Origin of the sequence: Streptomyces sp. NPDC006296 (assembly GCF_040613235.1) — a bacterium.
Lineage (GTDB): Bacteria > Actinomycetota > Actinomycetes > Streptomycetales > Streptomycetaceae > Streptomyces.
Window position 1 is genome coordinate 1 of the sequence record NZ_JBEXRT010000047.1, and the last position, 12,441, is coordinate 12,441.

12 protein-coding genes are annotated in these 12,441 nt (G+C 70.1%); 7 read left to right on the plus strand and 5 right to left on the minus strand.

What is annotated here, in order from left to right:
• Positions 1 to 84 precede the first annotated feature (84 nt).
• On the minus strand, positions 85 to 1,263 hold the full coding sequence (nadA, locus tag ABZ172_RS25865; RefSeq protein WP_356886967.1) for a quinolinate synthase NadA: 1,179 nt from the start codon (positions 1,261 to 1,263) through the stop codon (positions 85 to 87).
• A gap of 227 nt (positions 1,264 to 1,490) precedes the next feature.
• Here nadA and ABZ172_RS25870 point away from each other — a divergent pair, with 227 nt between their 5' ends.
• The gene (locus ABZ172_RS25870; RefSeq protein WP_356886969.1) at positions 1,491 to 1,847 is read left to right on the plus strand and encodes an iron-sulfur cluster assembly accessory protein; all 357 of its coding nucleotides are present in this window, start codon (positions 1,491 to 1,493) and stop codon (positions 1,845 to 1,847) included.
• 111 nt (positions 1,848 to 1,958) lie between these two features.
• On the opposite strand, the gene ABZ172_RS25875 is transcribed toward ABZ172_RS25870, so the two are convergent.
• Both ABZ172_RS25875 and ABZ172_RS25880 read right to left on the minus strand, forming a co-directional pair.
• Positions 1,959 to 3,425 carry a hypothetical protein gene (locus ABZ172_RS25875; protein ID WP_356886971.1) on the minus strand — a complete coding sequence of 489 codons (1,467 nt, stop codon included), beginning with the start codon at positions 3,423 to 3,425 and terminating at the stop codon, positions 1,959 to 1,961.
• A gap of 211 nt (positions 3,426 to 3,636) precedes the next feature.
• The gene (locus tag ABZ172_RS25880) at positions 3,637 to 3,834 is read right to left on the minus strand and encodes a hypothetical protein (RefSeq protein WP_356886973.1); all 198 of its coding nucleotides are present in this window, start codon (positions 3,832 to 3,834) and stop codon (positions 3,637 to 3,639) included.
• 158 nt (positions 3,835 to 3,992) lie between these two features.
• Here ABZ172_RS25880 and ABZ172_RS25885 point away from each other — a divergent pair, with 158 nt between their 5' ends.
• A complete protein-coding gene (locus ABZ172_RS25885; protein WP_356886975.1) occupies positions 3,993 to 4,967 on the plus strand; it encodes a carbohydrate kinase family protein in 975 nt (324 codons plus the stop codon).
• Between the two features lie 19 nt (positions 4,968 to 4,986).
• Here the strand turns inward: ABZ172_RS25885 and ABZ172_RS25890 are convergent, their stop codons facing one another.
• On the minus strand, positions 4,987 to 6,369 hold the full coding sequence (locus ABZ172_RS25890) for an aminotransferase class V-fold PLP-dependent enzyme (protein WP_356886977.1): 1,383 nt from the start codon (positions 6,367 to 6,369) through the stop codon (positions 4,987 to 4,989).
• A 282-nt stretch (positions 6,370 to 6,651) separates the two neighbouring features.
• Here ABZ172_RS25890 and coxB point away from each other — a divergent pair, with 282 nt between their 5' ends.
• The 4 genes from coxB to ABZ172_RS25910 all read left to right on the plus strand — a co-directional run bounded on the left by coxB (position 6,652) and on the right by ABZ172_RS25910 (position 11,127).
• The gene (gene coxB, locus ABZ172_RS25895; RefSeq protein WP_356886979.1) at positions 6,652 to 7,620 is read left to right on the plus strand and encodes a cytochrome c oxidase subunit II; all 969 of its coding nucleotides are present in this window, start codon (positions 6,652 to 6,654) and stop codon (positions 7,618 to 7,620) included.
• Positions 7,617 to 9,353 (plus strand): cytochrome c oxidase subunit I, encoded by a 1,737-nt coding sequence (ctaD, locus tag ABZ172_RS25900; RefSeq protein WP_356886981.1) that lies wholly within the window; start codon positions 7,617 to 7,619, stop codon positions 9,351 to 9,353. The genes coxB and ctaD overlap by 4 nt, the downstream gene beginning before the upstream one ends.
• A complete protein-coding gene (locus ABZ172_RS25905) occupies positions 9,350 to 9,748 on the plus strand; it encodes a cytochrome c oxidase subunit 4 (protein WP_356886983.1) in 399 nt (132 codons plus the stop codon). The genes ctaD and ABZ172_RS25905 overlap by 4 nt, the downstream gene beginning before the upstream one ends.
• Positions 9,749 to 9,870: 122 nt before the next feature.
• Positions 9,871 to 11,127, plus strand: a complete 1,257-nt coding sequence (locus ABZ172_RS25910; RefSeq protein WP_356886985.1) for an Ig-like domain-containing protein — start codon at positions 9,871 to 9,873, stop codon at positions 11,125 to 11,127.
• 62 nt (positions 11,128 to 11,189) lie between these two features.
• On the opposite strand, the gene ABZ172_RS25915 is transcribed toward ABZ172_RS25910, so the two are convergent.
• Positions 11,190 to 11,591: a hypothetical protein gene (locus ABZ172_RS25915; protein ID WP_356886987.1), complete on the minus strand. Its 402-nt coding sequence runs from the start codon at positions 11,589 to 11,591 to the stop codon at positions 11,190 to 11,192.
• Positions 11,592 to 11,778: 187 nt separating this feature from the next.
• Between ABZ172_RS25915 and ABZ172_RS25920 the strand changes: the two genes are divergently transcribed.
• Entirely contained in the window at positions 11,779 to 12,399 is a 621-nt protein-coding gene (locus ABZ172_RS25920; protein ID WP_014045480.1) for a heme-copper oxidase subunit III, read from the plus strand.
• Positions 12,400 to 12,441 lie beyond the last annotated feature (42 nt).

Genomic DNA, 12,441 nt, shown 5'->3' on the forward strand with positions numbered 1-12,441 from the left:
GCACAGCCCGAAGGGGGAGGCCCCCGACGCCGGTTCACGGCGTCGGGGGCCTCCCCCTTCGGCGGGGCGGGTGCGCCGGTGCCCCTACGGAAGCGCGAGCATGCGCTCCAGCGCCCGCTTCGCGTACTTCTCCGTCTCCGCGTCGACCTGGATCCGGTTGACCAGGTTCCCCTCGGCCAGCGACTCCAGCGTCCACACCAGGTGGGGCAGGTCGATCCGGTTCATGGTCGAGCAGAAGCACACCGTCCGGTCCAGGAAGACGATCTCCTTGTCCTCCGCGGCGAAACGGTTCGCCAGCCGGCGCACCAGGTTCAGCTCGGTGCCGATCGCCCACTTCGAACCGGCCGGCGCCGCCTCCAGGGCCTTGATGATGTACTCCGTCGACCCCACCTGGTCCGCGGCCGCCACGACCTCGTGCTTGCACTCCGGGTGCACCAGGACGTTGACGCCCGGGATCCGCCTGCGCACGTCCTCGACCGACTCCACCGAGAAGCGCCCGTGCACCGAGCAGTGCCCGCGCCACAGGATCATCTTCGCGTCGCGGAGCTCCTGGGCGGTCAGGCCGCCGTTCGGCTTGTGCGGGTTGTAGAGGACGCAGTCCTCCAGGGACATCCCCAGGTCCCGCACGGCGGTGTTCCGGCCCAGGTGCTGGTCGGGCAGGAAGAGCACCTTGTCACCCTGCTCGAACGCCCACTCCAGCGCCCGCTCCGCGTTGGACGAGGTGCAGATGGTGCCGCCGTGCCGGCCGGTGAAGGCCTTGATGTCGGCGGAGGAGTTCATGTAGGAGACCGGCACGACCGTGTCGGCGATCCCCGCCTCCGTCAGGACGTCCCAGCACTCGGCGACCTGCTCGGCGGTGGCCATGTCGGCCATCGAGCAGCCGGCGGCCAGGTCGGGGAGGACGACCTTCTGGTCGTCGCCCGTCAGGATGTCCGCGGACTCGGCCATGAAGTGCACACCGCAGAAGACGATGTACTCCGCCCCGGGCCGCGCCGCCGCGTCCCGGGCGAGCTTGAAGGAGTCTCCGGTGACGTCCGCGAACTGGATGACCTCGTCACGCTGGTAGTGGTGGCCGAGGACGAAGACCTTGTCCCCGAGCTTCTCCTTGGCGGCACGGGCGCGCTCCACCAGGTCCGGGTCGGACGGGGAGGGCAGGTCGCCCGGGCATTCGACCCCGCGCTCGCTCCGCGGGTCGGCCTCACGGCCGAGCAGCAGAAGGGCGAGAGGTGTCGGCTGGACATCCAGGGGCTGGGCGGTGGTCACGACACGCACCCTTTCTTCTCTGCGGAACGCCTTTTCGTCTAATTGACGCTATCTATCATAGCCGCTTCGCGTCAGCTTGACGATGGCGATAGCGTCGATGTGACGCATCCCCCGGCGCCCCGGTGTGCGAGCATGAAGGCGACAGACACGCGCCGGCCCGGAATGAATCCGCGGCCCCGATGGTTGGACCGTCGGCAAGCAGTCCGTACAACCCGGGAGAGAAGCAGATGTCCGTATCGGACGAGACCACCACCGTGAGCGACGGCATCCTCCTGTCCGACGCCGCCGCATCCAAGGTCAAGGCCCTGCTGGAGCAGGAGGGCCGGGACGACCTGGCCCTGCGCGTCGCCGTGCAGCCCGGCGGCTGCTCGGGCCTGCGCTACCAGCTCTTCTTCGACGAGCGCTCGCTCGACGGCGACGTGGTGAAGGACTTCGACGGCGTCAAGGTCGTCACCGACCGGATGAGCGCCCCGTACCTGGGCGGCGCCTCCGTCGACTTCGTGGACACCATCGAGAAGCAGGGCTTCACGATCGACAACCCGAACGCCACGGGTTCCTGCGCCTGCGGCGACTCCTTCAGCTGACCCCTGAGGCGTACCGAGGCGGCTGAGCCGTACGAAGGCGGCGCTCCCCGGATTCCGGGGAGCGCCGCCTTCGTCGTACCGTCCGGCGGGCGGCCACCGCGCCCGCGGGCGTCAGGCGCGCGGCACCGTGCCGCCCGAGGCGGCGTCGAGGACCTTCCGGCCGTCCAGCGGTGCGTCCAGCGTCACCGTCCGGGTCAGCTCCTTCGCCATCATGATGCAGGCCTTCCCGGGCTCCTGCTCCGAGGCGGTGACCGTGACCCGCACGGTCGTGCCGTCCTCCGCGGCGCGGGCCGTGTACGTGCTGCACGCGCCGCCCCAGAAGGTCACCTCCAGCGTCCTGCCGTCCGCGCTGTACGCGGTGAGGGCCGTGCCGTCCGGGTCGTCCGTGGGTGCGGGCGCCGTGCCAGGATCCTGCGGGGGCGCGGCCGAGGGCGTCCCCGGTGCGAGGTGGTCCGGATCCACCGCGACCCGGACCACGGTGTTCCGTGGCCCGTCGCCCGCGGACTCCAGCGAGAAGATCCACGCGGGGACGAGGATCTTCTCGCCGTCGGCGTACTGCGCGGCGAGCCCGAACACCGCCTTCTCGACGGTCGCCGTGGCGGCCGGCGGGGTCCCGCCCGCCGTGCCGCAGTCGTCGGCGGCCGGTGCGTCCGTGTCACCCTCCAGCGGTACGGGGGTCGCGCAGCCGCCGGTGCCGGATCCCGCGCGCGGCCGGCTCTCCGCGTTCAGCCGATCCAGCGCCTCCTGCGCACCGGTCACCGGATAGGTGTCGCCCTTGGTCAGCCCCTTCAGGTGCCCGCTGCCGCCCACGATCTCGCCGCCGGCACCCACCTGGATCCCGGTCGACCAGCCGTAGGTGGGCAGTCCGTCCACCACCGGATCGGCGTTCACCACCCGTACGGAACCCATCAGCTGATCCGTGTCGAGCGCGGCGCCGTCCTGCCCCACCGCCTTGAGCACCGGAACGGCCGCGGCCTTCGCGGTCCGCGCGTCGACGGGCGAGCCGGAGGGCGGCGTCCGGTCCTGCTTCGCGCACTCCGGGCCGGCCGCGCACGCGTCGGAGCCGCCCGGGCCGTAGCGGGCGAACGTCCAGGTCCCGGGCGCCTGCTTGGTCACCTTCAGAACCGGTCCCGAACCGTCCCCGTCACTGCCGACCCGCCAGGCCGTGCCGTCCGTGTGCGGGGTGCCCGGCACCCCCAGCGCCTTCGCCAGCCGGGCCGCCTCGGCTGCCGTCACCGTGCCCCGGGCGCGCTGCACCGCGGCGCTGTCCGGGCCGTCCGGCAGCGCGCCGGAGGCGCGGTAGACCACGCCGCCGCCGCGCGGATCGGGTTCACCGGGCGCGATGCCGGGGGGCGGGGCCGACGCACTGTCGGCGAGGTCCAGTGCGAGCGGGGGAGGGCCGCCGTCCCCGAGCACCGCCCGGCCCGCGTCCGCACCGGTGTCTCCCGACGCGGCCGCGGCCCAGTACGCGGCCCCGCCCCCGGTCAGCAGCACGGCTGCCGCCACCGAGGCGGCGGCGAACGGAGAACGCCGCCGCCGGGGGCCGGTCATGTCACTGTCGGTCTGCTCGGTGCTCACCGGATCGCTCCTTCGGCTGCCTGGCTGTCACGGGCACGTCGCCCGCCCGTGGGGGCGGGGACACCGGTGGGACGGGCCGGAGGAGCGCACGGTTCCCGAACGGACGCGGAGAACCGCCCCGGGGCAGGTCCCCGCCCGGAGCGGCCCGCCCCGCACCGAGCTTGGAGCGGCCGGCCCCGCCGAGCCCGGGAGCCGTCCCGGGCGCGCCGGGTCAGTTCCCGTAGTCGGCCATGGCGTCGACCATCCGGGCCGAGGACGGCGGTACGGTGACGCCGTGCGGGCGGGGCGGCTCCACCGGCCGCACGGCCGGCTTCGCGGGCACGACCCAGTGCGGCGCCATCCGCGCGCAGTCGCCGCGCAGCTCGGCCAGGCTCATCTCGGACTCTCGGGGAACGACGGTGTTCGACATACCGGCACCGTACGCACGTCGGACCTCAGGTAGAAAGACCTACTATCGGGTAGTTACGACCCGTCGGGTCCGGTGGCGCCACCGGGTAGCGTGAACTGTCACGCCGTCCCGGAGGGCGCACCACGCGCCCCTTCGCCTTCCGCAGGAGCAGCCTCCCCGTGCGCATTGCAGTCACCGGCTCCATCGCCACCGACCACCTGATGACCTTCCCCGGCCGATTCGCCGACCAGCTGGTCGCCGATCAGCTGCACACGGTCTCGCTCTCCTTCCTCGTCGACAACCTCGACGTGCGCCGCGGGGGAGTGGGTGCCAACATCGCCTTCGGTATGGGCGTCCTCGGGACGCAGCCGATCCTCGTCGGTGCCGCCGGCGCCGACTTCGACGACTACCGCGCCTGGCTCGACCGGCACGGCGTCGACACCGAGTCGATCCGGATCTCCGAGGTGCTGCACACGGCGCGCTTCGTCTGCACGACGGACGCCGACCACAACCAGATCGGCTCCTTCTACACCGGCGCCATGAGCGAGGCCCGGCTGATCGAGCTCAAGAGCGTCGCCGACCGCGTCGGCGGGCTGGACCTCGTCTCGATCGGGGCCGACGACCCGGAGGCGATGCTCCGCCACACCGAGGAGTGCCGCTCGCGGGGCATCCCGTTCGCCGCGGACTTCTCGCAGCAGATCGCCCGGATGGACGGCGAGGAGATCCGGATCCTCCTCGACGGCGCGACGTACCTCTTCTCCAACGAGTACGAGAAGGGGCTCATCGAGTCCAAGACCGGCTGGAGCGACGAGGAGATCCTGTCCCGGGTCGGCCACCGCGTCACCACCCTCGGCGCCCGCGGCGTCCGGATCGACCGGGCCGGCCAGGACCCCGTCGAGGTCGGCTGCGCCGAGGAGGAGCAGAAGGCCGACCCGACCGGCGTCGGCGACGCCTTCCGGGCCGGTTTCCTCTCCGGCCTCGCCTGGGGTGTGGGCCTGGAGCGCGCCGCCCAGGTCGGCTGCATGCTCGCGACCCTGGTCATCGAGACGGTGGGCACCCAGGAGTACACCCTGCGCCGCACCCACTTCATGGACCGCTTCACCAAGGCGTACGGCGACGAGGCGGCCGCCGAGGTCCGTCAGCACCTCTCCTGACGGCCGCGGTGCCCGTGGGTCAGAGGAGGCGGCGGACCACATAGGCCGTGCCGCGGTCGGCCGGCTCCTCGCCCACGTACTCCTGTGCGCGCATCGCGCACCAGGCCGGGATGTCCAGGCGGGCGGCCTCGTCGTCCGAGAGCACCGTCACCGTGCCGCCCACGGGTACCCCTCCGATCACCTTTGCGAGTTCGATGACCGGGACCGGGCAGCGCCTGCCCAGCGCGTCGACCACGAGCGAGGGAACCGGTGCGGGGGAGGGGGCCGCCGGTGCGGGCGCGCCGAGCCGCTCCCGCACCCCGGCCACCACGCCCGGCAGCACGTCCAGGAAGCCGTCGACCTCCTCCTCCGTCGTCCCGGCGGGGAGCGACACCCGGACGTTCCCCTCGCTGAGCACCCCCATCGCCGTGAGGACATGGCTCGGCGTCAGGGTGCTGCTCGTGCAGGACGATCCGGACGAAACGGAGAATCCCGCCCGGTCCAGTCCGTGCAGCAGGGTCTCTCCGTCGACATAGAGACAGGAGAAGGTGACCAGGTGCGGCAGCCGCCGCACCGGATCGCCGACCACCTCCACGTCCGGCACCCGGCTCCCCACCGCCGTCCTGATCCGGTCCACCAGCGCGCGCAGCCGTGCGTCCTCCGCCGCGGCCTCCGCGCGCACCGCGCGCAGCGAGGCCGCCGCCGCCACGATCGCCGGGATGTTCTGGAAGCCCGGCGCCCGGCCCGACTCCCGTTCGTCGGAGGGGCCCTGGGGGGCGAAGCGGACGCCCTTGCGCACGGCCAGCAGCCCGACCCCGGCCGGCCCTCCCCACTTGTGCGCGCTCGCGGTCAGCAGCGACCAGCGTCCCGGGACCGGACCCCAGCCCAGTGACTGCGCGGCGTCCACCAGCAGTGGCACACCCGCGTCCGCGCAGCGCTCGGCGGCCGCGGCCACCGGCTGCTCGGTCCCGACCTCGTGGTTGGCGGACTGCAGGCAGGCCAGCGCGGTGTCCGCGCGAAGGGCCTGCCCGAAGACCGCGGGGTCCACCGCGCCGGTCCGGTCCACCGGGACCTCGGTGGACGATCCGCCCGCCGCCTCCAGCGCCGCGGCCGCGTGCAGCACCGAGGAGTGCTCGACGGCGGAGAACACCAGATGGCGTCCGACACGCCGACGCCCGGAAAGCGTCCCGGCGATCGCCGCGTGCACCGCCCGGGTCCCGGACGAGGTGAAGACGAGCTCGTCCGGACGGCAGCCGACGGCCTCGGCGGCGGCCTCCCGGGCGGCGTCCAGCAGCAGCGCCGCCCGCCTCCCCTCGCGGTACAGCCGGGCGGGGTCGGCCCAGCCCTCGTCCAGGGAGGCAAGCAGCGCCTGGCGGGCGACGGGGTGCAGGGGGGCGGAGGAGGCCGCGTCGAAGTAGGGCACCCCGTCACGCTAGCCCGCACCGGGCGTGACCAGGGGACCGGCCGCCGTCGCGGCGGGCGGGGCGGCGGGGGAGGGGGCGTCAGATGACGGCCGGAGCGCCGCGTTCCATCCCTTCGGGGTGTCGTGCGGCGCGTTGGGCACCCTCCCCGCGCGGCCCCAAATGGCGTCCAGTAGGGTTTGGTCCGCATAAACATCCAAACCCCTGCCCGCGTCTGGGCCGGCGACCGACCGAGCGAGACGGGCGCGCCGACCGAGCGGGCGAGACTCTCGGGAAGGCGCTACGTGAGTCCCAACGGCTCCGACCGCTCGTCGCGGCGCCCGATGCGGCGGAAGCTGCCGCAGGTGCTGACTGCGGGCCTGGTCCTGGCGACGGCCTCCGGTTGTTCATACAACTGGGAGGATTTCCCCCGCCTCGGTATGCCCACCCCGGTAACGGAAGAGGCCCCTCGGATCCTCTCCCTCTGGCAGGGCTCGTGGGCGGCAGCGCTCGCCACGGGCGTCCTTGTCTGGGGGCTGATCCTCTGGAGCGTCGTCTTCCACCGGCGAAGCAGGACCAAGGTGGAGGTACCCCAGCAGACCAGGTACAACATGCCCATCGAGGCGCTGTACACAGTGGTCCCCCTGATCATCGTCTCGGTGTTCTTCTACTTCACCGCGCGCGATGAATCGAAGCTCCTCGAGCTCACCCCGAAGCCGGCCCACACCATCAACGTGGTCGGCTACCAGTGGAGCTGGGGCTTCAACTACATCGAGAAGGTGGAGGGCCAGCCCTCCGCCGGCAATGAGGTCCCCAAGGAGCTCGACGCCATCCCCGACAAGTACCGCAAGGACTTCCCCGAGGGCGCCGGCGGCGTCTACGACGTGGGCATCCCCGGTACGCGCAACCCGCAGAACGGCAACCCGGGTCCGACCCTGTGGCTGCCGAAGGGCGAGAAGGTCCGCTTCGTGCTGACTTCGCGTGACGTCATCCACTCCTTCTGGGTGGTGCCGTTCCTCATGAAGCAGGACGTCATTCCGGGCCACACCAACTCCTTCGAGGTCACGCCGAAGAAGGAGGGCACCTACATGGGTAAGTGCGCCGAGCTCTGCGGCGTCGACCACTCCCGGATGCTCTTCAACGTCAAGATCGTCTCTCCCGAGCGTTACCAGCAGCACCTCAAGGAGCTGGCGGAGAAGGGTCAGACGGGCTACGTGCCGGCAGGCATCGAGCAGACGGACCCGGCCAGGAATGCGGAGACGAACAAACTGTGAGCATCCTCAACGAATCCCAGGGTGCCGCGGCAGCAGACGACTCGTTCGAGGACGAGCTGCCGGTGCGGCGCAAGCAGCCGGGGAGTGTCGTCGTCAAGTGGCTGACCACCACGGACCACAAGACGATCGGCACGATGTACCTGGTCACCTCCTTCGCCTTCTTCTGCATCGGTGGCCTGCTCGCGCTCTTCATGCGTGCCGAGCTGGCCCGTCCGGGCACGCAGATCATGTCGAACGAGCAGTTCAACCAGGCGTTCACGATGCACGGCACGATCATGCTGCTGATGTTCGCGACGCCGCTGTTCGCCGGGTTCGCGAACTGGATCATGCCGCTCCAGATCGGTGCGCCCGACGTGGCGTTCCCGCGGCTGAACATGTTCGCGTACTGGCTGTACCTCTTCGGCTCGCTGATCGCCGTCGCGGGCTTCCTGACCCCGCAGGGTGCGGCCGACTTCGGCTGGTTCGCCTACTCCCCGCTGTCGGACGCGGTCCGCTCGCCGGGTGTCGGCGCCGACATGTGGATCATGGGTCTGGCCTTCTCCGGCTTCGGCACGATCCTCGGCTCGGTCAACTTCATCACCACGATCATCTGCATGCGCGCCCCCGGCATGACGATGTTCCGCATGCCGATCTTCACCTGGAACGTCCTGCTGACCGGTGTCCTGGTCCTGCTGGCCTTCCCGGTCCTCGCCGCCGCGCTCTTCGCGCTGGAGGTCGACCGTAAGTTCGGCGCACACATCTTCGACGCGGCCAACGGCGGCGCCCTGCTGTGGCAACACCTCTTCTGGTTCTTCGGCCATCCAGAGGTGTACATCATCGCGCTACCGTTCTTCGGCATCATCTCCGAGATCATCCCGGTGTTCAGCCGCAAGCCGATGTTCGGCTACATCGGTCTGATCAGCGCGACGATCGCCATCGCCGGCCTCTCGGTGACGGTGTGGGCGCACCACATGTACGTCACCGGCGGGGTGCTGCTGCCGTTCTTCTCCTTCATGACGTTCCTCATCGCGGTGCCCACCGGGGTGAAGTTCTTCAACTGGATCGGCACGATGTGGAAGGGCTCCCTGTCCTTCGAGACACCGATGCTCTGGTCGGTCGGCTTCCTCATCACCTTCGCCTTCGGTGGTCTGACCGGCGTCATCCTGGCCTCGCCGCCGCTGGACTTCCACATCTCCGACTCGTACTTCGTCGTCGCGCACTTCCACTACGTCGTCTTCGGCACCGTGGTCTTCGCGATGTTCGCCGGATTCCACTTCTGGTGGCCGAAGTTCACCGGCAAGATGCTGGACGAGCGGCTCGGCAAGATGACCTTCTGGACGCTGTTCATCGGCTTCCACGGCACCTTCCTGGTGCAGCACTGGCTGGGCGCCGAGGGCATGCCGCGGCGGTACGCGGACTACCTCGCCGCCGACGGCTTCACCGCCCTGAACACGATCTCGACGATCTCCTCGTTCGTGCTCGGACTGTCGATGCTTCCGTTCATGTACAACGTCTGGAAGACCGCCAAGTACGGCAAGAAGATCGAGGTCGACGACCCGTGGGGCTACGGCCGTTCGCTCGAGTGGGCGACGTCCTGCCCGCCGCCGCGGCACAACTTCCTCAGCCTGCCGCGGATCCGTTCCGAATCGCCCGCGTTCGACCTGCACCACCCGGAGATCACGGCGCTCGAGCAGCTGGATCACCTGTCCGAGGGTGAGAAGGTCCTCGTCGGCGGCAAGGAGGACGGCAAGTGAAGATCCAGGGCAAGCTCTTCATCTGGCTGAGCGTCTTCCTGCTGATCATGGCGGCCACGTACGGCGTCTGGTCCAAGGAGCCGGTCGGCACCACCGCGCTGGTCCTGGCCTTCGGGCTGTCCATCATGATCGGCTTCTACCTGGCGTTCACCGCCAACCGGGTCGACGCGATGGCCCAGGACGACAAGGAGGCCGACGTCGCGGACGAGGCCGGTGAGGTGGGCTTCTTCTCGCCGCACAGCTGGCAGCCGCTCTCGCTGGCGATCGGCGGCGCGTTCCTCTTCATGTCCGTCGTCTTCGGCTGGTGGCTGGCCTACTTCTCGGCCCCGCTGCTCCTGATCGGCCTCTTCGGCTGGGTCTTCGAGTACTACCGGGGCGAGAACCGCACCCAGTAGGACACGCCCGCAGGACGCGTCGCACCCGACGGGGGCCCGGACCGCTCAGTGATGAGCGGGCCGGGCCCCCGTTTGCAGTCACTGAACGCGCTGGATCGGATGAATCTTCTTAGCGTGAGTTCATGAACCACACGCCGCGCATCCGCACCGTAGTGAGCTGCACTCTGCTGGTCGTGACCCTGGTTGCAGGTGCGACCGCCTGTGGAGGGTCCGACAGCGATCCGCTGTCGATGCGGCCCCACGACGCCGCCGACCTGATCTCCTTCAACGGCCCCGCCGAGGACGAGAAGGCCGATCCCGACAAGCCCATCGAAGTCACCGTCAAGGACGACGACGCGAAGATCACCGACGTCACGGCCGTCGACGCCGAAGGACGGCACCTGGCCGGCGAGCTCGACGCCGACGGGAAGCGGTGGCACTCCACCACCTCGCTCGCCGCCGGCACCCGCTACTCCGTCAAGGTCTCCACCGAGAACGAGGACGGCGCCCCCGGCAGCCGCACGTACGCCTTCGGCACGGCGGCGGCCAAGAAGTTCCTCAAGGTCTCGTTCGGCCCGCAGGCGGGCACCTACGGCGTCGGGCAGCCGCTCACGGCGGAACTCAGCGCTCCGGTCCCCGACCGGGCCGCCAGGGCCACCGTGGAACGCGGGCTGCAGGTCCGCTCCACGCCCGCCGTCACGGGCTCCTGGTACTGGGTCGACGACAAGACCCTGCACTACCGCCCCAAGGAGTACTGGCCCGCCGACGCCACGATCGACGTCCGCAGCAACCTCAAGGGCATCAAGGTGACGAACGCCCTCTACGGCGCCGCCACGAAGCCCCTGAAGCTGACCACGGGGGACCGCATAGAAGCGATCACGGACGCCTCGGAGCACCACATGACCGTCCTGCGCAACGGCGAGGTGATCAACACCCTGCCGGTCACCACGGGCAAGCCCGGGTTCGACACGCGCAACGGGGTCAAGGTGGTGCTGGCCAAGGAACAGTTCGTACGTATGCGCGGGGAGAGCATCGGCATCGCCGCCGGCTCCTCGGAGTCCTACGACCTGCCGGTCTACTGGGCGACCCGGGTCACCTGGAGCGGCGAGTACGTCCACGCCGCGCCCTGGTCGACGGGTTCGCAGGGCAGCGCCAACGTCAGCCACGGCTGCACCGGGATGAGCACCGCCGACGCCGAATGGTTCTTCGACACCGTCCGTGAGGGTGACATCGTCAAGGTCGTCGGGAGCGACGGCGAGACGATGACCCCCTTCGACAACGGCTTCGGCGACTGGAACCTGGAGTGGGACGCCTGGCAGAAGGGCAGTGCCCTGCACGGCGGCGGCACCCCGGACACGGGCACCGACGTCGAGACGGCGCGGCTGCGCCCCCAGGTCTGATCCGCCCGGGAGTGCGCCGCGCCCCCGAGCACCGCCGCGGAGGGGCCGGGGGCCCCTCCGGATCAGGCCTCCACGGACAGCCTGTGCCGCAGCAGGGAGGCCAGGGCGTCGGCGAAGTCGACCGGGTCCACCGGATGCGTCACGGCGGCGTCCGCACGGCTCCAGGTGGCCAGCCAGGCGTCCTGCGGGCGTCCGATCAGCAGCAGCACCGGCGGGCAGTCGAAGATCTCGTCCTTGATCTGCCGGCAGACCCCCATGCCGCCCGCGGGGGCCGTCTCGCCGTCCAGCACGCAGACGTCGACGCCGCCGCGGTCCAGTGCGGCGAGCACGGCGGGCAGGGTGGCGCACTCCAGGAACTCCACCGGTGGGACGTCCGCCGCCGGCCTGCGCCCGGCTGCCAGCCGCACCTGCTCGCGGATGTTGGCGTCGTCGCTGTAGACCAGGACCGTGGCGGTCGGCTGCATTGTTCCTCCGTGACGTCTGTGTCTTCGGGGCTCTCCGGGCATGAACCGATGGGCGGATCGTACTCCGGCGGACTGTCTGTCAGCACCGGTAATGACATCGATTCGATGGGCCGTTCGGTGAGCACACACACCGCTGACACACCGAACGGCACCCCCGGGAGTGAGGGCGGGATAAGCGACCGACATAATGTCGGTCGTGGCGACAGCAACGACAGTAGAAACCGGGCACGCGCACCCGTCGGTCAATCGGCCGAACCTCACCAGCGTCGGAACCATCATCTGGTTGAGTTCCGAGCTGATGTTCTTCGCGGCCCTCTTCGCGATGTACTTCACCCTGCGATCGGTGATGGGACCCGATCACTGGAAGGAGATGGCCCACCATCTGAACTTCCCGTTCTCGGCGACGAACACCACGATCCTGGTGCTTTCCTCTCTCACCTGCCAGCTCGGCGTCTTCGCCGCGGAGCGGGGCGATGTGAAGAAGCTCCGCACCTGGTTCATCATCACGTTCGTGATGGGTGCGATCTTCATCGGCGGCCAGGTCCTCGAGTACACCGAGCTGGTCAAGGAGGCGGGTCTCTCCCTGTCCTCCGACCCGTACGGTTCGGTGTTCTACCTGACCACCGGCTTCCACGGTCTGCACGTGACAGGCGGTCTCATCGCCTTCCTGCTCGTCCTGGGCAGGACGTACGCGGCCTCGAGATTCACCCACGAACAGGCCACCGCCGCCATCGTCGTGTCGTACTACTGGCACTTCGTCGACGTCGTCTGGATCGGCCTGTTCGCCACGATCTACATGATCAAGTAACCGGGCTCGCACCCACTCACCATCGACGCAGAAGATCCTGAC

Excerpts from the sequence above, each read along its gene's own strand:
- ABZ172_RS25910 (WP_356886985.1), top strand. The coding sequence starts at position 9,871 with ATGAACCACACGCCGCGCATCCGCACCGTAGTGAGCTGCACTCTGCTG.
- ABZ172_RS25915 (WP_356886987.1), bottom strand. The coding sequence starts at position 11,591 with ATGCAGCCGACCGCCACGGTCCTGGTCTACAGCGACGACGCCAACATC.
- ABZ172_RS25870 (WP_356886969.1), top strand. The coding sequence starts at position 1,491 with ATGTCCGTATCGGACGAGACCACCACCGTGAGCGACGGCATCCTCCTG.
- ABZ172_RS25920 (WP_014045480.1), top strand. The coding sequence starts at position 11,779 with ATGTCGGTCGTGGCGACAGCAACGACAGTAGAAACCGGGCACGCGCAC.
- ABZ172_RS25880 (WP_356886973.1), bottom strand. The coding sequence starts at position 3,834 with ATGTCGAACACCGTCGTTCCCCGAGAGTCCGAGATGAGCCTGGCCGAG.